This window comes from Streptomyces sp. OR43, assembly GCF_008042275.1.
Taxonomy (GTDB): Bacteria; Actinomycetota; Actinomycetes; order Streptomycetales; family Streptomycetaceae; genus Streptomyces.
Map to the genome: position 1 here is coordinate 2,883,029 of NZ_RDBK01000043.1, position 17,668 is coordinate 2,900,696.

A 17,668-nucleotide genomic window follows, 5' to 3' on the forward strand; every position below is an offset into this window, starting at 1 on the left:
GTGTTGGACAGGTCGAAGGGCGCGCCGATGGCCACCACCGGGTCCCCGACCCGCACGCCCAGCACCAAGCCCAGCCCCCGTCGCCGCAGTGGCTCCAGTACGACCCCTGGGGCGCACCCCGGCAGCCCCTCATCACCCAGCCCGGGCCGCCGCTCGGCCCCGACGGCCGGCGGAAGAGCCGGCGCGGGCCGGTCCTCGTCGGCGCGCTGCTCCTCGCCCTGGTGGCGGGCGGCATCGGCGGCGGGATCGGCGCCTACATCGAGCGCAACGGCGGCCTCACCTCGGTCGAGCTTCCCCAGGACGAGAGGAACGGCGGCGGMCGCGCCCCCGACAGCGTCGCCGGCATAGCGGCGAGCGCCCTGCCCAGCGTGGTCACCCTGCACGTCAGCGGCACCACCGAATCGGGTACCGGCACCGGCTTCGTCCTGGACGACCGGGGCCACATCCTGACCAACAACCACGTGGTCGCCCCGGCCGGGTCCTCCGGCGACATCACCGTGACGTTCAGCGGCGGCGAGACGGCGAGCGCCGAAGTCGTCGGCACGGACAGCGGCTACGACCTGGCCGTGGTCAAGGTCAGCGGGGTCTCGGGCCTGAAGCCCCTGCCCCTGGGGAACTCCGACAACGTGCGGGTCGGGGACCCGGTGGTGGCCATCGGCGCGCCCTTCGACCTGTCCAACACCGTCACGTCCGGCATCATCAGCGCCAAGGACCGGCCGATCACCGCGGGCGGTGAGAAGGGTGACGGGAGCGACATCAGCTACGTCGACGCGCTCCAGACCGACGCTCCGATCAACCCGGGCAACTCCGGCGGCCCGCTGGTGGACACCGACGCGCATGTGATCGGGATCAACAGCGCCATCCGCGCCGCCGACAGCGGTTCGACGACGGAGGGCGGTCAGGCGGGTTCCATCGGGCTCGGCTTCGCCATCCCGATCAACCAGGGCAAGCGCGTCGCCGAGGAGCTCATCAACACCGGAAAGGCCACCCACCCGGTGATCGGTGTGAGCCTCGACATGAAGTACACGGGCGACGGTGCCAAGGTCGGGGCCGACGGTGCCGACGGCAAGTCCTCCGTCACGGAGGGAGGCCCCGGGGCGAAGGCGGGCATCCGGCCGGGTGACATCATCACCGAAGTGGACGGCAGGCGGGTGCACAGCGGCGAGGAGCTCATAGTGAAGATCCGCTCGCACCGGCCGGGCGACCGGCTGAAGCTCACGCTGACCCGCGGTGGTAAAGACCTGTCCATGACTTTGACGCTCGGCTCGGCAACGGGCACGTGACGGCCACGAGAAGCTACCGCCCGGACAGTTTCGCCGGGTACCGTGGGCCGAGTCCGGACCCCCATCCGACCTGGTCGCGGAGAACACGAGGAGCCGCAAGGTGTTCAATGACATAGGCCCACTGGAGCTGGTGGCGCTCGCCATCATCGGCGTGCTCGTCTTCGGCCCGGACAAGCTCCCCAAGGTCATCCAGGACGCCTCGCGTTTCATCCGCAAGATCCGGGAGTTCTCGGAGAGCGCCAAGGAAGACATCCGTACGGAGCTCGGCCCGGAGTTCAAGGACTTCGAGTTCGAGGACCTGAACCCGAAGACGTTCGTCCGCAAGCAGCTCATGGACGGAAACGACGACCTCGGGCTGAAGGAGATCCGGGAGAGCTTCGACCTGCGCAAGGAGGTCGCCGAGATCACCGACGTGGTGAACGGGCGCGACACCCCCGCCGTGGAGGCGAAGACCGGCGTGTCGGGCGCTGCCGCGGTCACCGCGGCCAACGGCTCGGCGGGCGCTCCCGACCTGCTCAAGAAGCGCGAGCAGCCCACGAAGACCGACCACCCGCCCTTCGACGCAGACGCCACCTGACCCACGTCAATCCCGACTCGTCCGGACGGTATGGCTATTCTCCATCTGTCCGGTTGTGAGTACGCCCGCGGGGGGCGGGCCGCTCCGGACCTTGACGATCGAGGAGGCGGCCGGGCAGATGGAGACAACGAGTCGGGTGGGCGCGGATGGTGCGCCGGACACAGCCACGGCGGAGGGGGTGCCGGCGGCCCGGCTCACGGTCGACGGCTATCTGCAGGCGCCGTTCCCCTGGTACGGACTGGACGAGGCCTTCACCGGGCGCCGCTGGCTGATGCAGGTGGGCACCGCGGCGGACGGCACGGTCCAGCACGGCTCGACCGGTCACGGTGACGAGCCGTCGGTACGGGGCGGCGACTCCGGTGCGGACAAGCAGCGCTTCGCGGTGGTCGTCACCGTCGCCAGCAGCCCGGTACGGCGCACGGGCGACGGCACGGGGGTCCTGGACGCGACGACCGTCTCCTCGGCGGCCTGGCTGGCGGGCTCAGGACTGCTCGCCTACACCTGGCCCCCGCAGATGGACCACACCCTGCGTGACGACTGGCTGGACCAGCAGACGGAGACGGCGTTCGAGCTCGCCGACGATCTGGACGGTCCGGCGTGGTCGGTGCTGTCACTGCCCGTCGACGGTGTGCCGGTGTCCTTCCACTACCGCGAGTCCGAGTTCGGCTGGGTGCTGGCGGGGTCGGCACAGGGCGTGCACATCGGGGCGTACGGGCGGGGGATGAGCGCGTACGGGCTGGGGTTCTCGGTCGTCGAGGACATCGCTTCGTACGACGCGTAGGTCCCGGGCTCGCCGGCATCCGAGGCGCGAGGGTCCGGGGCGSCGCCCCGGACCCTCGCCTCGRACGCCGGCGAGGCCGATTCCTCAGAACTTGTTGCGCGGCGTGATGCCCAGCGACATGCCGGACAGGCCGCGCTGACGGCCGCCCAGCTTGTCCGCGATCGAGCGCAGGGCCTTGCCGGCCGGGGAGTCGGGGTCGGAGAGCACGACGGGCTTGCCCTCGTCGCCGCCCTCGCGCAGCCGTACGTCGATCGGGATGGAGCCGAGCACCGGCACCTCCGCGCCGACCGTCTTCGTCAGGCCTTCGGCCACCCGTGCGCCACCGCCCGAGCCGAACACGTCGACCATCTCGTCGCAGTGCGGGCACGGCATGCCCGACATGTTCTCGACGACGCCGACGATCTTCTGGTGGGTCTGCACGGCGATCGAGCCGGCCCGCTCGGCCACCTCGGCGGCGGCCTGCTGCGGGGTCGTGACGACCAGGATCTCCGCGTTCGGCACCAGCTGGGCCACGGAGATCGCGATGTCACCCGTGCCCGGCGGCAGGTCGAGCAGCAGGACGTCCAGGTCGCCCCAGTACACGTCGGCGAGGAACTGCTGGAGTGCGCGGTGCAGCATCGGTCCGCGCCACACCACCGGGGCGTTGCCCGGGGTGAACATGCCGATGGAGATGACCTTCACACCGTGCGCCGACGGCGGCATGATCATGTTCTCGACCTGGGTCGGCTTGCCGTCCGCACCGAGCATCCGGGGCACGCTGTGCCCGTAGATGTCCGCGTCCACGACACCGACCTTGAGCCCGTCGGCCGCCATCGCCGCCGCGAGGTTCACCGTCACCGAGGACTTGCCGACGCCACCCTTGCCGGAGGCGACCGCGTACACCCGCGTCAGCGAACCGGGCTGGGCGAACGGCACCTCGCGCTCCGCCGTGCCGCCGCGCAGCGACGACGCCAGGTCCTTGCGCTGTTCGTCGCTCATCACGTCGAGGGTGACCTCGACCCGGGACACTCCCTCGACGCGGGCCACCGCGTCCGTCACGTTCTTGGTGATCGTCTCGCGCATCGGACAGCCGGAGACGGTGAGATACACCGTGACAGCGACCACACCGTCAGGATCGATCTCGACCGATTTCACCATGCCGAGTTCGGTGATCGGACGGTGGATCTCCGGGTCGTTCACTGTCGCCAGTGCCTCAAGCACCGCGTCTTCCGTAGCCATACGGACGATGGTACGGCGCGTGTAGCTACACGCGGGTAGCCCCGTCAGCGGTCTTCGTCACTCTCGGCCGGGTACAGGGCGCGGCGCTCGTCCAGGTCCTTCGCCAGGTCCTCCAATTCGGACCGGATCCAGTCGCGCGTGGCGACCTCGCCCAGACCCATCCGCAGCGCGGCGATCTCCCTGGTCAGGTACTCGGTGTCGGCGATGGACCGCTCGTTCTGCTTGCGGTCCTGCTCGTGGGTGACCCGGTCGCGGTCGTCCTGCCGGTTCTGCGCGAGCAGGATCAGCGGGGCCGCGTAGGAGGCCTGGAGCGACAGCATCAGGGTCAGGAAGATGAACGGGTACTCGTCGAACCGCAGGTTCCCGGGCGCGAAGATGTTCCACACCACCCACAGGATGATGATCAGCGTCATCCAGACGATGAACCGTCCGGTGCCCAGGAAGCGCGCGATGCGCTCCGAGAAGCGGCCGAAGGCCTCGGGGTCGTACTCCGGCAGCAGCCGCCGGCGCGGGGCCCTGGGCTGGTCCAGCCGGGCCCTGGGGGTGCGGGTCAGCGCCGTCGAGCCGTTCGACGCCCTGGAGCGGTCCTCACCGGTCACCGGGCACCCCCTCGCGGCCGTGGAAGTCGGTCTCCCGCCAGTCGTCGGGCAGCAGGTGGTCCAGGACGTCGTCGACCGTCACCGCGCCCAGCAGCGAGCCGCTCTCGTCCACCACGGGCACCGAGACCATGTTGTACGCCGCCAGGTAGCTCGTCACCACCGACAGCGGGGTGTGCGGGGGCAGCGCCACCAGGTCGCTGTCGACGAGCGAGCTGACCAGGGTGAACGGCGGGTCGCGCAGCAGCCGCTGGAAGTGCACCGTGCCCAGGTACTTGCCCGTGGGCGTCTCGTCGGGCGACCGGCATACGTACACCTGGGCGGCCAGAGCCGGGGAGAGGTCGGACTGGCGGACCCGGGCGAGCGCGTCGGCCACCGTCGCGTCCGGGCGCAGGATGATCGGCTCGGTGGTCATCAGACCGCCGGCTGTCCGCTCCTCGTACGACATCAGGCGCCGCACGTCGGCCGCGTCGTCCGGACGCATCAGGGTCAGCAGCCGCTCCTTGTCCGCCTCGGGCAGCTCGGAGAGCAGGTCGGCCGCGTCGTCGGGGTCCATGGCCTCCAGGACGTCCGCGGCGCGCTCCTCCTTCAGCTTGCCGATGATCTCCACCTGGTCGTCCTCGGGGAGCTCCTCCAGGACGTCGGCGAGCCGGTCGTCGTCCAGCGCGGCGGCGACCTCCGCCCGGCGCTTCGGGGTCAGGTGGTGCAGGGCGTTGGCCACATCGGTGGGCCGCAGCTTCTCGAACGTGGCGACGAGCGACTCCGCGCCCTGACCGTGCTCCTCCAGCGAGAAGCCGCTGACCGCCGACCACTCGACGGTCAGGGTCTCGCCCTTGCGGCGCAGCGCCCCGCCCCGGCCCTTGCGGACGAAGTACTTGTCGATCTCCCAGTCGCGGCGGGCGGGCAACTGCTGGATGGCCACGTCCAGGATCGTGACCTCCTCGCCGGTCTCCACCAGACTGACCCGCCGGTCGAGGAACTCGCCGAGCACCAGACGTTCGGTGGGCCGCTGTTCGAATCGCCGCATGTTGACCACGCCGGTGGTGATGACCTGTCCCGACTCGATGCCCGTCACCCGGGTCATCGGCAGGAAGATCCGGCGCCGGCTCACCACCTCGACGACGATGCCGAGCAGCCGGGGCGGCCGGCCGCCGACCCGGAGCATCGCGACCAGGTCGCGGACCCGGCCCACCTGGTCGCCGTTGGGGTCGAAGACGGGGACGCCGGACAGATGCGAGACGAAGACGCGGGGCGTGCCTGGAGCCATGCGTGCGCCTCCTTCTCCGCCGACGCGTTGACGCATCCGGTCTGTTCAGACAGCTCTTGCACCCTTATGACGTGATCAGGCTAGCCCGTACCACTCCGTGACGCCGCGGTGAACCGTCCGTACGGCTCTCTGCCGGAAGACGTAGGCCGCACGGGTACGCTGCCGTCTGCCACCCCCGCCATGCAGATGAGAGGCAGTGCGCCTGTGACCTCTTCCGTCCCGACCGTCCGGGCCCGCCGCCGGACCGCCACCCTTGCCCTCGTGCTCTGCGCCGGGCTGACCGCGGCGCTGACCGCGTGCGCGGGTGAGGATCCGGACAAGGGGACCAACGGCATCGGCAAACTGACCGGGCCGGAGATCGAGAAGAAGGCCCGGACAGCGGCGGACTCCGCGGACGCGGTCCGGCTGGCCGGCACGCTGGTGAGCAAGGGCGGCACGTACAAGATCGACATGAAGCTGAAGGACAAGGGCGGCGTGGGCTCCGTCACCTCGAAGAACAGCACCTTCGAGCTGCTGCGGATCGGCGACGAGCTCTACCTCAAGGCCGACGCCGGTTTCTGGAACCACGACGACGACAAGAAGACGGGCGCCGGGCAGACGAGCGATGCGGACAGGACGGCCGCCGACAAGCTGGACGACAAGTACGTGAAGGTCCCCGAGGACGACCCCACGTACAAGCAGCTGCGCGGCTTCACGGACAAGAAGGTGCTGCTCGACGGGCTGCTCACGCTGCACGGCAAGGTCGGCAAGGGCGACCGCGACAAGGCCCGCGGGGTGCGCACCATCCGGATCCTGGGTGGTGCGGGCGAGGGCGGCGCCCTGGACGTCTCCCTGGAGGGCACCCCGTACCCGCTGAGCTTCGCCCGCGGCGGCGGTGGCGGCGTCGTCACGCTCGCCGACTGGGGCAAGGACTTCGCGCTGGTGGCCCCGGCCGAGGACGAGACGGTCGACTATGGGCAGGAGCTGCCGAAGTCCTCGTCCGCCTCCTCGTAGCTACGGCCTGCGCAGGGACTTCCTCAGCAGCCGCGGCAGTCCGGCCGGCACCGGCAGCCGGGTGGTCGCGGTGGTGGGCAGCGGGGCGGCCGCCCCCGAGGTGTCGGGCAGTTCCGTACGGGAGTCGAGCGGCGTCAGTACGATGATCCGGCACTCGCGCGCCCAGCGCTCGGGCATCTGCTCGGCGTCCGGCGCGTTGAGCCGCTTGCCCTTGAGCTCGGCGACCGCGGCCTCCCACTCCTCGGAATGAGGGGTGAGCTGCGCCACCGAGGCCGACCAGGCGACGAGCCGGCCGCCCTTGTCCTTGCTGCGCACGGTCACTTCCGCGGTGGCACCGTCGGTGAGCCCGGCCGGGAGCGGCTGCTCGCCGGGGCCGTCACCGACGAGCTGCGCCGCGCCCTCGTGCCACACATGCCACAAGGCCCGCGCGGGGCCGGTGCCGCGCACCCAGATGAGGCCCGACTTCTTGGTGGCCTCCTCGACGAGGGCGGGTCCGAGCAGCGCGTCAGCAGCAGTCATGGGGCAGAGCTTAGACCGGCCGGACGACAGGGCCCCGGGCGGTCAGAGCCAGCCGTTGCGCTTGAGCATGCGGTGGATGGAGAAGCAGACCACGCCGATGAAGCCGAGCACCATCGGGTAGCCGTACGTCCAGCGGAGTTCCGGCATGTGCTCGAAGTTCATGCCGTAGACGCCGCAGATCATCGTCGGTACGGCGATGATGGCCGCCCAGGAGGTGATCTTGCGCATGTCCTCGTTCTGCGCGACGGTCGCCTGCGCCAGGTTCGCCTGGAGGATCGAGTTCAGCAGTTCGTCGAAGCCGATGACCTCCTCCTGCACCCGGACCAGGTGGTCGGCCACGTCGCGGAAGTACTTCTGGATGTCCGGGTCGATCAGCCGCATCGGCCGCTCGCTGAGCAGCTGCATCGGGCGCAGCAGCGGGGAGACGGCCCGCTTGAACTCCAGCACCTCGCGCTTGAGCTGGTAGATGCGGCCGGCGTCCGAACCGCGCGGACTGCCCTTGTCCGGCGTCGAGAAGACCTCGATCTCGACCTCGTCGATGTCGTCCTGCACCGCGGCGGCCACCGCGATGTACCCGTCGACGACATGGTCGGCGATGGAGTGCAGGACCGCGGACGGGCCCTTGGCGAGCAGTTCGGGGTCGTCCTGCAGCCGGTGGCGCAGCGCGCGCAGCGAGCCGTGGCCGCCGTGCCGCACGGTGATGACGAAGTCCCGGCCGGTGAAGCACATCACCTCGCCGGTCTCGACGACCTCGCTGGTCGCGGTCAGTTCGGCGTGCTCGACGTAGTGGATCGTCTTGAAGACGGTGAACAGGGTGTCGTCGTACCGCTCCAGCTTCGGCCGCTGGTGGGCGTGGACGGCGTCCTCCACGGCGAGCGGGTGCAGCCCGAACTCCCGGGCGATTCCCGCGAACTCCTCCTCGGTCGGCTCATGGAGGCCGATCCAGGCGAAGCCGCCCTTCTCCCGGACGCGCAGCATCGCCTCGTGCGGCGTACGGCAGGTGCCGTCCTCCTCGGCGATGCGGCGGCCGTCGCGGTAGACCGCGCAGTCGACGACGGCGCTGGAGGCGGACGGGTCGCGCGTGGTGTCGTAACCACTGTGCAGCGTGTTGGTCTTGCGCAGGGACGGGCGCACCACAGCGCGCAGGTCACGGATCATCGACATGACTGGCTCCTTCACGGAGGGGCCGTCTGCGCAGGCGTGGAACAGCCCGGAATGGGGACGTGGGCTCACGTCCGCAAAGCGGGCGGCACCGCGGAGGCACGACGACGGCGTTCGCTACAGACAGGCAAAAAAGGAGTGCTCTTCCGTCGTGCGAAATGCCGGAGGCCTTGACCGAGAAGGCGTCAGATCACAGAAGAAAGGTGTCGAGCGGAAGAGCGGTTGGTACTGCACGGTCGACTTGGATCCACCGCAGCCCCACCTCCTCCGGTCGGTCCCCCGTGGGGGATGACGTTTCGTCGGGACTTGAGAGCGACGCTTCTGCGTGCTGTCCCGACCGGCACCCCAGGCTAGCAGCCGGTACAGGGTCAATCCCTTACTTTGCCCGTTCCATACGCGTCCTATGCTCGCGGCATGGCAGAAATTCTTGCTCTGGTCGAGGCACGTCTGCGGACGGCCCTGGGTGAACCGGACGCGCGCGCGGCAGTGACGTTTCTCGGGACGGACCGGATCGAGGTGCTCAGGTTCATCGACGGCGACGTGGTGAGGTACGCCACCCTCGGCATGTCCGCCCAGCCGATGGCCGATCCGACGGCCACGCTCGCCGACCCGGTCAAGGGCCCGCGCGCCGAACTGGTCCTCTCGGTGCGGGTCGGTCTCGCCGACACCGACCAGGTGCTGCGCAAGCTCGCGGTGCTGGCGGCCTCGCCGCAGGTGGAGGGGGTCATCGTGGCGCCGGGTGCCTCACTGGACGTGGGTGAACCCCTGTGGCCCGGCGCGCCGTTCAGCTCCGTGCTGGTCGCCGAGTCCGGTGGGCTCGTCGAGGATCTGGAACTGGACGAGCCGATGGAGCCCGTACGCTTCCTGCCGTTGCTGCCGATGACGCACAACGAGGCGGCCTGGAAGCGGGTCCGCGGGGCGCAGGAACTCCAGGAGCGGTGGCTGTCGCAGGGGACGGATCTGCGTGATCCGCTGCGAGGCTCGGTGGCCCTGGACTGACGCGGACGGAACAAGGACCGCCCCGCCGCGCGGCCGGAGCCGCGGGCGGGGTGGTGAGGGCGGTCCGAGCGGTCAGCCGGCGAAGACCGTGACGCCGTCCTCGGTGGCGTGCTTCGGCTCCAGCTCCTCCGCCTCGTGCGTCAGCGCGGAGCGCCGGACCCACACGACGACCGCACCGATGACCGCGGCGACGGCGGCGACCACGAACGGGATGTGGATGTTGCTCCACTCCTCGATCTTCGGGGCCAGGTAGGGCGCGGCGGCCGCCGCGAACCAGCGGACGAAGTTGTAGCCCGCGCTGGCCACCGGGCGCGGTGCGTCCGAGACCCCGAGCGCCAGCTCCGTGTAGACGGTGTTGTTCATGCCGATGAAGGCACCGGAGACGATGGTGCAGACGATCGCCGTCGTGTGGTTGCCGTAGCCGAGGATCACCAGGTCGGCGGCGAGCAGCACCAGCGAGGCGCCGACCACCTTGAGCGAGCCGAATCGCTTCTGCAGCCGCGGCGCGACGAGTACCGAGAAGACGGCCAGCAGCAGTCCCCAGGCGAAGAAGACGGCGCCGGACTTGTACGGCGTCATGTTCAGCACGAACGGCGTGAACGCCAGGATCGTGAAGAACGCGTAGTTGTAGAAGAACGCCGAGGTCGCGACAGAGGCGAGCCCGCGGTGGCCGAGCGCCTTGATCGGGTCGAGCAGCGAGGTCTTGCGGGCCGGCTTCGGCTGTTCCTTCAGGAACGCCGTGATGCAGACGAAGCCGATCGCCATCAGCGCGGCCGTGCCGAAGAACGGGTAGCGCCAGCTGGCGTCACCGAGCAGGGCCCCGAGCAGGGGTCCGCAGGCCATGCCGAGGCCGAGCGCCGATTCGTACAGCAGGATCGCCGCCGAGCTGCCGCCCGCGGCGGCGCCCACGATCACGGCGAGTGCGGTCGAGACGAAGAGCGCGTTGCCCAGGCCCCAGCCGGCCCGGAAGCCGACGAGCTCGGCGACGGAGGACGAGGTGCCGGAGAGCGCGGCGAAGACCACGACGAGCGCGAGACCGGCCAGCAGGGTCTTGCGCCCCCCGATGCGGCTGGAGACGAAGCCGGTGACGAGCATCGCCACGGCCGTGATCAGGAAGTACGAGGTGAACAGCAGGGACACCTGGCTGGGCGTCGCCTCCAGGCCCTTGGCGATGGACGGGAGAATCGGGTCCACCAGGCCGATTCCCATGAACGCGACGACGGAAGCGCCCGCTGTGGCCCAGACGGCCTTCGGCTGGCGCAGGATGCTCGCCGTTCCTTGTTCGAACGGATCCTCTCCCTGCATGGGACTACTCGCTCTCCACTGGATCGGTGTGTTGTACACAGAATAAGTTAGAGCGTCTAATAAATGCAAACTACATCTAAATCTGCTGGTCGGAGCCACGCTGCGGAAGGGTGATCGTCCTTGACGGGGGGACGGCCGGGGAGGACCGTTGGGCGCTATGAGGGGCGAACCCAGTTGCCCGAAGTGCGGAGGCCGGGTCAAGGCGCCCGGTTTCTTCGACGACACCTGGCAGTGCGACGTGCACGGCAGCGTGCACCCGATGCAGCCGGTCATCCCGCCCAGCGTCGAAGCACTCGGGGTGGTGGTTCACCGCGCGCAGGTGCCGGTGTGGATGCCCTGGCCGCTGCCGGTCGGCTGGCTGTTCACCGGTGTCGCGGCCGCGGGCGACGACCGCAGCGGCGGCCGGGCCACCGCTGTCGCCTGCTCCGGGCCGGGGCCGCTCGGCGGGGTCGGCGAGCTGCTGCTCGTCGCCGAGGAGCTCGGTGTCGGACTCGGGGCGCGGTACGCGGGGATCGACGGGCCGGACCCGGGCCCGCTGCTGAGGGTCGACGGACCGCCGGACGTCAAGGTGCTCGCCGCCGGCCGCCCCACCCCGCTCTGGCACGTGAAGGACGCCCCCGCCGACCGGGCGGTCTTCGCCGGAGAGGCGCGAGGGCTCTGGCTGTGGGCCATCGTCTGGCCCGAGCAGTCGGGACTCCTGATGTACGACGAACTGGTGCTGACCGATCTGCGCGACGCCGGGGGAGAGGTCGACCTGGTGCCCTGCGGCGCCCTCACACCCCGGCTGCTGACGGGGCCCTGAGCGGCCGGGAGGGGCCGGTTCGCCGGTTATCCTTGAGCGTCCCCCACCCGGCCGCGAGCATCTGGAGTACGTGTCGTGCGCATCGACCTGCACACCCACTCCACCGCGTCGGACGGTACGGACACCCCCGCCGAGCTGGTGCGCAACGCCGCCGCCGCGGGGCTCGATGTCGTCGCCCTCACCGACCACGACACCGTCCGCGGTCACGCCGCGGCGAAGTCCGCACTCCCCGAGGGCCTCACCCTGGTCACCGGCGCCGAGCTCTCCTGCCGCCTCGACGGTGTGGGGCTGCACATGCTGGCGTACCTCTTCGATCCCGACGAGCCCGAGCTGGCGCGCGAGCGCGAGCTGGTGCGCGACGACCGGGTGCCGCGCGCGCGGACCATGGTGCGCAAGCTCCGGGAGCTGGGCGTCCCGGTCGAGTGGGAACAGGTCGCACGGATCGCGGGCGACGGTTCGGTCGGGCGGCCGCACATCGCCACCGCGCTGGTCGAGCTCAGCGTCGTCGACACCGTCTCCGACGCCTTCACGCCCGAGTGGCTCGCCGACGGCGGACGCGCCTACGCCGAGAAGCACGAACTCGACCCCTTCGACGCGATCCGGCTGGTCAAGGCCGCCGGCGGCGTCACCGTCTTCGCTCACCCGGCCGCCGTCAAACGCGGCCAGGTGGTCCCCGAGTCGTCGATAGCGGCGCTTGCCGCCGCGGGGCTCGACGGCATCGAGGTCGACCACATGGACCACGACGAGCCCACCCGGGCCCGGCTGCGCGGACTGGCCCGCGAGCTCGGCCTGCTCACGACCGGGTCCAGCGACTACCACGGCAGCCGCAAGACCGTGGCGCTCGGCGAGTACACCACCGACCCGGAGATCTACGGCGAGATCACCCGGCGCGCCACGGGTGCCTTCCCGGTTCCGGGCGCCGGCGGACCCGCCGCCCCGTAACGGCCCACACGCCACCCCTTCCGTACACGCCCGCGCCGCAGCGCGCCCGCGTGACGCCCGCTCGTCCCCGCCCCATGTCACGGCAGCCGGTCCGGCAGGCCGCGGGGCGCCCCTCCCCACGCATGTCCGCTCTCTCCTCGCAAGGCTCACTGTGTTCGACGTCGCTGTCTTCGGATCCCTTTTTCTCACCCTTTTTGTGATTATGGATCCACCCGGGATCACCCCGATCTTCCTCGCCCTCACCGCGGGCCGCCCCGCCCGGATGCAGCGCAAGATGGCGCTGCAGGCGGTCGCCGTCGCCTTCGGTGTCATCGCCGTCTTCGGGCTGCTCGGCCAGCAGATCCTGGACTACCTGCACGTCTCCGTTCCCGCGCTGATGATCGCGGGCGGACTGCTCCTGCTGCTGATCGCGCTCGACCTGCTGACCGGCAAGACCGACGAGCCGACGCAGACCAAGGACGTCAACGTGGCGCTCGTGCCCCTCGGCATGCCGCTGCTCGCCGGTCCCGGAGCGATCGTCTCGGTGATCCTCGCGGTGCAGCACGCCGACACCGTCGGCAGCCAGATCTCGGTCTGGACGGCGATCATCGCCATGCACGTCGTGCTCTGGCTGACCATGCGCTACTCGCTGCTGATCATCAGGGTCATCAAGGACGGTGGCGTCGTGCTGGTCACCCGGCTCGCCGGGATGATGCTGTCCGCCATCGCCGTCCAGCAGATCATCAACGGCGTCACCCAGGTCATCCAGAACGCCTGACCGGACCCCGGACACCACAGCGCCCCCGCACGGTTCTTCCGTGCGGGGGCGCTTCGTCTTTGTACGTCGGCGTCTTCTTTACGTCGGCAATGCGTTACGAAGCCGAGGTGTCGGCCGGGCGGATATAGATGCGCTGGCCGATTGCTGCGGCCTGCTGCACGATCCGGTTGACGGAGGCGGCGTCCACGACGGTGCTGTCCACGGCGGTACCGTCGACATCGTCGAGTCGCATGATCTCGAAGCGCATATGGCTTCCCTTCGTCTGATCCTCCTGCTGGAGAACTACTGGGAGGACGGGTGGCCCGTCCGCAAGGATGTGGAGCGCACAGGCATCCCCTGTCCCGCGCCCCACGGTGTGTACAACGGCTTGCCTCCTGCAATCATTCCCTACGCTAAGGAAATTTTTTGGATGTCTAAGTACCAGCAGGTAACCGAGCATGCGCGGACGACGGATTCCGCGACGAGGTCCGCATGAACGAGGCAGAGACCGCCGATCGTCTGGACCGCACCAACGAACTGCTCCTGCGGGTGCTCGCCGAGGTGTCGAAGACCCCGTCGACCCACGCGATCTTCGTGGACGCGGGCTACGTGTACGCCGCGGCCGGGCTGCTCGTCACCGGAACCGAGGACCGGCGCTCCTTCGACCTCGACGCCGAAGGGCTGATCGAGGCGTTCATCGACAAGGCCCGCACCATCTTCGCGGACAGCCGACTGCTGCGCGTGTACTGGTACGACGGGGCCAGGCGCCGGATCCACACCGTCGAGCAGCAGTCCATCGCCGAACTCCCCGACGTCAAGGTCAGGCTGGGCAACCTCAACGCCAACAACCAGCAGAAGGGCGTCGACTCACTCATCCGCACCGACCTCGAATCGCTCGCCCGGCACCGCGCCATCAGCGATGCCGCTCTGGTCGGCGGCGACGAGGACCTGGTGTCGGCCGTCGAGGCGGCACAGGGATACGGGGCCCGGGTCCATCTCTGGGGCATCGAGGCCGGAGAAGGGCGCAACCAGGCCGAACCGCTGCTCTGGGAGGTCGACAGCCAGCGCACCTTCGACCTCGACTTCTGCCGCCCGTACGTGACCAGACGCCCCGTCACCACCTACGAGGAGGACGGCCCGGCGCCCTCGCGCGAGGATGTCCGCTTCGTCGGCGCGCAGATCGCCGCCACCTGGCTCTCCGCCCGCGGCCGCGAGTCCCTGGCCGATCTGCTGCCCGGGCACCCCTATCTGCCGGGCTCCGTCGACCAGGACCTGCTGGTCGAGGCCGAGCGGCTGCTCCAGCACTCACTGCGCGGCCACGCCCATCTGCGCCGCGCGCTGCGTGACGGCTTCTGGCAGCACCTCCAGGCGCAGTACTGACGCCTGCCGGCCCCCGCGTGCCCCGGTGCCCTCGCCGTCGCTCAGAGGCTGTCCCAGAAGGAGACGAGCGCGGCCGCCGTCGGCTCCGGCCGGTCCGTGTTGGGGGAGTGCTCGGCGCCCTCGATCCGGGTCCGGCGCGCCCCGAGGCGTACCGCCATCGCGTCGAGCAGCGGCACCGGCCAGACGTCGTCGCGCTCACCGGAGATCACATGGACCGGCAGTCCCGTGGCGGCGAGCTCGGCCACCCGGTCCGGCTCGGTGGCCAGCTGCCGTCCGGTGGCGATCAGCTGCGCGGGGCGGTGGCGCAGCCAGCGCTGCCGCATGGCCTCGCCGTCCGTCTCCGCCTCCACCGGCGGGTCGAGGGCGCGCATGGCGGCCCACACGTCGTCCATGCTCATCGTGGCGAGCGCGTCACCGAGGATCTTCAGCTTGACCTGCTGGGCCTCGATGACCTCGGCGGGCCCGGAGGACATCAGGGTGAGCGAGCGAAACGGCGCGGGATCCAGCAGCACGGCGGCGCGCGCGATCTGCCCGCCGAGTGAGTGGCCGAGCAGGTCGACCGCTTCGTCGCCGAGGCCGAGCGCGGCCGTCTGCGCGAGTACGTCCTGCGCCAACTCGCCCTGGACGTAAGTCTCCTGACGGTCTGTCCCGTCCGTCTCGTACTGGCCGCGCCCGTCGACCGTGACGGCGCGGTAGCCGGCGTCGGCGAGCGGTTGCAGCAGCGCGATGAAGTCCTCCTTGCTGCCGGTGAACCCGGGCAGGAGGAGGACGGTTCCCCGCGGTCGCGTACGCGGTCCGGCGTCCAGGACGGCGAAGTCCCCGCGCCCGGTGTGCAGGGTGCGGGGGCGGGCGCAGGAAGGCGGGATGAAGGTGGGTGGCCTGCTCATGGCACGAGGTTACGGCCGCGGGCGGGGTCCGTCATGCCGTGGAACGCCGGACGGGCCCGAGGGAAACCCTCGGGCCCGTCCGGGCGGTCGTTCGACGCGTGCTCAGCCCTCGGACTTGGCGGCAGCCGTCCGGGGGGCCCGGCGGCGGCGCGGCTTGGCCTCGCCCTCGGCGGCCGGGGCCTGAACCGCGGCCTCCGCCTTCGGCTTCGCGGCCGCACGGGGGCGACGGCGCGACCTGGCGTCCGGCTCCGGCTCGGCGATCGGCGCGATCTGGAAGTCGACCTCGTCCTCGGCGGGCTTGATCACCCGGGCGCGGCGACGCGGCTTGGTCACCGTCRCGGCGACGGGCGCGAGCTCGGCCACCGGGGCGGTCTGGAACTCGGCCTCCTCCGCGGGCTTGGCGACCCGGGCGCGGCGGCGACGCGGCTTGGCCTCGGCCACCACCTCGGCCTCCGGCTCGGCGTCGACCACGACCTCGGCCTTGGCGGCCCTGGTCCTCGTCCGCTTCTTCGGCTCGGGAGCGGCCTCGGGCTCGGTGTCGACGATCACGGCCGGAGCCTCCGCCACGGCGACCGCTGCCTCGGCGGCGACGTCAGCGGCGGCGATGTCCGCGGCACCGACCCGGCTGCGCCGGCGACGGCGCGGGGTGCGCGGCTCGGACGGGCCGTCCGTGGCCTCGGGGGCCTCGACGATCTCCGTGGCGGGCGCGGGCACCGTCACGGCGCCCTCCTCCGCACTCGAACCGCCCCGGGTGCGACGACGCTGACGCGGCGTACGCGCGGGACGCTCCTCGCGGACGGCGGGAGCCGACGCGGTGGCGGACTTGCGGCCACGGCCGCCCGTCTCGCCGAGGTCCTCGATCTCCTCGGCCCGCAGACCCGCACGGGTCCGCTCGGTACGCGGCAGGACACCCTTGGTGCCGGCCGGGATGTCGAGCTCCTCGTACAGGTGCGGCGACGTGGAGTACGTCTCCGGCGGGTCCGGGAACTTCAGGTCCAGGGCCTTGTTGATCAGCTGCCAGCGGGGGATGTCGTCCCAGTCGACCAGCGTGATCGCGATGCCCTTGGCGCCCGCGCGGCCGGTCCGGCCGATCCGGTGCAGATAGGTCTTCTCGTCCTCGGGCGACTGGTAGTTGATGACGTGGGTGACACCCTCGACATCGATGCCGCGCGCCGCGACGTCGGTACAGACGAGCACGTCGACCTTGCCGTTGCGGAAGGCGCGCAGCGCCTGCTCGCGGGCGCCCTGGCCGAGGTCGCCGTGGACGGCGCCGGAGGCGAAACCGCGCTTCTCCAGCTGCTCGGCGATGTCGGCCGCGGTGCGCTTGGTGCGGCAGAAGATCATCGCGAGCCCGCGGCCGTTGGCCTGCAGGATGCGCGAGACCATCTCGGGCTTGTCCATGTTGTGCGCGCGGTAGACGTACTGCGCGGTGTTCTTGACCGTCGTGCCCTCGTCGTCGGGCGACGTGGCGTTGATGTGGGTCGGCTGCGACATGTAGCGGCGCGCGAGGCTGATGACCGCGCCCGGCATGGTGGCCGAGAACAGCATCGTCTGGCGCTTCGCGGGCAGCATCGTGATGATGCGCTCGACGTCGGGCAGGAAGCCCAGGTCGAGCATCTCGTCGGCCTCGTCGAGGACCAGGGCGCGGACCTTCGACAGGTCCAGCTTGCGCTGGCCGGCCAGGTCGAGCAGGCGGCCCGGGGTGCCGACGATCACGTCGACGCCCTTCTTGAGGGCCTCGACCTGGGGCTCGTACGCCCGGCCGCCGTAGATGGCGAGCACGCGGACGTTACGCACCTTGCCGGCGGTCTGCAGGTCGTTGGTGACCTGCTGGCAGAGCTCGCGGGTGGGGACGACGATCAGCGCCTGGGGGGCGTCGGTCAGCTTCTCGGGCTGGGCCCGGCCCGCCTCGACGTCCGCGAGGACGGTGACGCGCTCCAGCAGCGGCAGGCCGAAGCCGAGCGTCTTGCCGGTGCCGGTCTTGGCCTGCCCGATGACATCGGAGCCGGAGAGCGCTACGGGGAGCGTCATCTCCTGGATGGGGAAGGGGGACGTGATGCCGACGGCCTCAAGGGCTTCGGCCGTCTCGGAAAGGATCCCGAGGTCTCGGAACGTAGTCAGGGTGCTGCCTCTTCTGTGAAACGCGGTCCGAGGCGAACGAAGGGGGTCGTACCGTGCCGGGGTTGGTCATCCGGCCGTGGATGGGCCGGGTGGCGCGGGAC

At 70.6% G+C, this 17,668-nt stretch carries 18 protein-coding genes; 9 read left to right on the top strand and 9 right to left on the bottom strand.

The window, feature by feature from the left end; translation table 11 throughout:
• The 3 genes from EAO72_RS32025 to EAO72_RS32035 all read left to right on the top strand — a co-directional run.
• A partial coding sequence (locus EAO72_RS32025; RefSeq protein ID WP_261991695.1) for a S1C family serine protease occupies positions 1–1,283 on the top strand: 1,283 nt, incomplete at its 5' end.
• Positions 1,284–1,383: 100 nt separating this feature from the next.
• A complete protein-coding gene (locus EAO72_RS32030; protein WP_148020571.1) occupies positions 1,384–1,860 on the top strand; it encodes a sec-independent translocase in 477 nt (158 codons plus the stop codon).
• Between the two features lie 118 nt (positions 1,861–1,978).
• Positions 1,979–2,641 (top strand): hypothetical protein, encoded by a 663-nt coding sequence (locus tag EAO72_RS32035; protein ID WP_148020572.1) that lies wholly within the window; start codon positions 1,979–1,981, stop codon positions 2,639–2,641.
• An 84-nt stretch (positions 2,642–2,725) separates the two neighbouring features.
• Here the strand turns inward: EAO72_RS32035 and EAO72_RS32040 are convergent, their stop codons facing one another.
• From EAO72_RS32040 to EAO72_RS32050, 3 genes are read right to left on the bottom strand one after another with little or no spacing between them, the layout of a single operon-like run.
• Entirely contained in the window at positions 2,726–3,859 is a 1,134-nt protein-coding gene (locus tag EAO72_RS32040; RefSeq protein WP_148020573.1) for an Mrp/NBP35 family ATP-binding protein, read from the bottom strand.
• A 44-nt stretch (positions 3,860–3,903) separates the two neighbouring features.
• Positions 3,904–4,458, bottom strand: coding sequence for a DUF1003 domain-containing protein (locus EAO72_RS32045; protein WP_148020574.1), 555 nt, complete (start codon positions 4,456–4,458; stop codon positions 3,904–3,906).
• A complete protein-coding gene (locus EAO72_RS32050) occupies positions 4,448–5,722 on the bottom strand; it encodes a magnesium transporter MgtE N-terminal domain-containing protein (protein ID WP_148020575.1) in 1,275 nt (424 codons plus the stop codon). The genes EAO72_RS32045 and EAO72_RS32050 overlap by 11 nt, the downstream gene beginning before the upstream one ends.
• 204 nt (positions 5,723–5,926) lie before the next feature.
• On the opposite strand from EAO72_RS32050, the gene EAO72_RS32055 reads away from it, so the two are divergent.
• The gene (locus EAO72_RS32055; protein WP_148020576.1) at positions 5,927–6,715 is read left to right on the top strand and encodes a hypothetical protein; all 789 of its coding nucleotides are present in this window, start codon (positions 5,927–5,929) and stop codon (positions 6,713–6,715) included.
• Here the strand turns inward: EAO72_RS32055 and EAO72_RS32060 are convergent, their stop codons facing one another.
• Both EAO72_RS32060 and EAO72_RS32065 read right to left on the bottom strand, forming a co-directional pair.
• Complete coding sequence (locus tag EAO72_RS32060) at positions 6,716–7,234, bottom strand: hypothetical protein (RefSeq protein WP_148020577.1); 519 nt, start codon at positions 7,232–7,234, stop codon at positions 6,716–6,718.
• Between the two features lie 42 nt (positions 7,235–7,276).
• Positions 7,277–8,398, bottom strand: coding sequence for a magnesium and cobalt transport protein CorA (locus EAO72_RS32065; protein WP_148020578.1), 1,122 nt, complete (start codon positions 8,396–8,398; stop codon positions 7,277–7,279).
• Positions 8,399–8,809: 411 nt separating this feature from the next.
• Here EAO72_RS32065 and EAO72_RS32075 point away from each other — a divergent pair, with 411 nt between their 5' ends.
• The gene (locus tag EAO72_RS32075; RefSeq protein ID WP_148020579.1) at positions 8,810–9,394 is read left to right on the top strand and encodes a suppressor of fused domain protein; all 585 of its coding nucleotides are present in this window, start codon (positions 8,810–8,812) and stop codon (positions 9,392–9,394) included.
• A gap of 72 nt (positions 9,395–9,466) precedes the next feature.
• Here EAO72_RS32075 and EAO72_RS32080 read toward each other — a convergent pair whose 3' ends face one another.
• Positions 9,467–10,699 carry an MFS transporter gene (locus tag EAO72_RS32080; RefSeq protein ID WP_148020580.1) on the bottom strand — a complete coding sequence of 411 codons (1,233 nt, stop codon included), beginning with the start codon at positions 10,697–10,699 and terminating at the stop codon, positions 9,467–9,469.
• Positions 10,700–10,856: 157 nt separating this feature from the next.
• Between EAO72_RS32080 and EAO72_RS32085 the strand changes: the two genes are divergently transcribed.
• The 3 genes from EAO72_RS32085 to EAO72_RS32095 all read left to right on the top strand — a co-directional run bounded on the left by EAO72_RS32085 (position 10,857) and on the right by EAO72_RS32095 (position 13,200).
• Entirely contained in the window at positions 10,857–11,501 is a 645-nt protein-coding gene (locus tag EAO72_RS32085; protein ID WP_148020581.1) for a DUF6758 family protein, read from the top strand.
• Between the two features lie 75 nt (positions 11,502–11,576).
• Positions 11,577–12,443 carry a PHP domain-containing protein gene (locus EAO72_RS32090; protein WP_148020582.1) on the top strand — a complete coding sequence of 289 codons (867 nt, stop codon included), beginning with the start codon at positions 11,577–11,579 and terminating at the stop codon, positions 12,441–12,443.
• Between the two features lie 151 nt (positions 12,444–12,594).
• A complete protein-coding gene (locus EAO72_RS32095; protein WP_148020583.1) occupies positions 12,595–13,200 on the top strand; it encodes a MarC family protein in 606 nt (201 codons plus the stop codon).
• A gap of 94 nt (positions 13,201–13,294) precedes the next feature.
• Here the strand turns inward: EAO72_RS32095 and EAO72_RS42265 are convergent, their stop codons facing one another.
• Positions 13,295–13,447 carry a hypothetical protein gene (locus EAO72_RS42265; protein WP_167359504.1) on the bottom strand — a complete coding sequence of 51 codons (153 nt, stop codon included), beginning with the start codon at positions 13,445–13,447 and terminating at the stop codon, positions 13,295–13,297.
• A gap of 224 nt (positions 13,448–13,671) precedes the next feature.
• Here EAO72_RS42265 and EAO72_RS32100 point away from each other — a divergent pair, with 224 nt between their 5' ends.
• On the top strand, positions 13,672–14,559 hold the full coding sequence (locus EAO72_RS32100) for an NYN domain-containing protein (protein ID WP_148020584.1): 888 nt from the start codon (positions 13,672–13,674) through the stop codon (positions 14,557–14,559).
• Between the two features lie 41 nt (positions 14,560–14,600).
• On the opposite strand, the gene EAO72_RS32105 is transcribed toward EAO72_RS32100, so the two are convergent.
• Together EAO72_RS32105 and EAO72_RS32110 are read right to left on the bottom strand one after the other, a co-directional pair.
• Positions 14,601–15,446 (bottom strand): alpha/beta fold hydrolase, encoded by an 846-nt coding sequence (locus EAO72_RS32105; RefSeq protein ID WP_148020585.1) that lies wholly within the window; start codon positions 15,444–15,446, stop codon positions 14,601–14,603.
• 102 nt (positions 15,447–15,548) lie between these two features.
• Positions 15,549–17,477 (bottom strand): DEAD/DEAH box helicase, encoded by a 1,929-nt coding sequence (locus tag EAO72_RS32110; protein WP_148020586.1) that lies wholly within the window; start codon positions 17,475–17,477, stop codon positions 15,549–15,551.
• Positions 17,478–17,668: the final 191 nt, after the last annotated feature.

Bases quoted from the DNA above. Each gene is read 5' to 3' on its own strand.
- EAO72_RS32035 (WP_148020572.1), top strand. From the start codon at position 1,979: ATGGAGACAACGAGTCGGGTGGGCGCGGATGGTGCGCCGGACACAGCC.
- EAO72_RS32040 (WP_148020573.1), bottom strand. From the start codon at position 3,859: ATGGCTACGGAAGACGCGGTGCTTGAGGCACTGGCGACAGTGAACGAC.
- EAO72_RS32050 (WP_148020575.1), bottom strand. From the start codon at position 5,722: ATGGCTCCAGGCACGCCCCGCGTCTTCGTCTCGCATCTGTCCGGCGTC.
- EAO72_RS32060 (WP_148020577.1), bottom strand. From the start codon at position 7,234: ATGACTGCTGCTGACGCGCTGCTCGGACCCGCCCTCGTCGAGGAGGCC.
- EAO72_RS32065 (WP_148020578.1), bottom strand. From the start codon at position 8,398: ATGTCGATGATCCGTGACCTGCGCGCTGTGGTGCGCCCGTCCCTGCGC.
- EAO72_RS32075 (WP_148020579.1), top strand. From the start codon at position 8,810: ATGGCAGAAATTCTTGCTCTGGTCGAGGCACGTCTGCGGACGGCCCTG.
- EAO72_RS32080 (WP_148020580.1), bottom strand. From the start codon at position 10,699: ATGCAGGGAGAGGATCCGTTCGAACAAGGAACGGCGAGCATCCTGCGC.
- EAO72_RS32085 (WP_148020581.1), top strand. From the start codon at position 10,857: ATGAGGGGCGAACCCAGTTGCCCGAAGTGCGGAGGCCGGGTCAAGGCG.
- EAO72_RS42265 (WP_167359504.1), bottom strand. From the start codon at position 13,447: ATGCGCTTCGAGATCATGCGACTCGACGATGTCGACGGTACCGCCGTG.
- EAO72_RS32100 (WP_148020584.1), top strand. From the start codon at position 13,672: ATGAACGAGGCAGAGACCGCCGATCGTCTGGACCGCACCAACGAACTG.
- EAO72_RS32105 (WP_148020585.1), bottom strand. From the start codon at position 15,446: ATGAGCAGGCCACCCACCTTCATCCCGCCTTCCTGCGCCCGCCCCCGC.